Source organism: Pseudoalteromonas sp. RB2-MNA-CIBAN-0110 (genome assembly GCF_040309305.1).
Lineage (GTDB): Bacteria > Pseudomonadota > Gammaproteobacteria > Enterobacterales > Alteromonadaceae > Pseudoalteromonas > Pseudoalteromonas arctica.
Genome location: NZ_JBEOOQ010000306.1, coordinates 1 through 242 on the forward strand (window position 1 = coordinate 1; position 242 = coordinate 242).

At 43.4% G+C, this 242-nt stretch carries 1 pseudogene; it reads right to left on the minus strand.

The features are described from left to right. A pseudogene (locus AAEY68_RS21600) lies at positions 1-242 on the minus strand (ROK family transcriptional regulator); the annotation flags it as partial.

The following is a 242-nucleotide window of genomic DNA, read 5'->3' on the forward strand; positions in this document are numbered from 1 at the left end:
GGCTTGCGTGATCTTGAGAAAAGTTGATAAGTAACGGAAGGTTAGCGCAGCCTACTGATTGAGCCTTGGCGCCAATAGAGCCACTTTGTACTTCACAGCGATTAATACCGCGATGATCAGCCTGGCTCAATTTTAACTTTGTTGCCAAAACTATTTTTTCTCTGACATTGATAGGAATGGCGCCATCAATGACAATTGCCTCAAAATCAAAAATAGCTAAAGAACACAATGCCGCGTAGGCG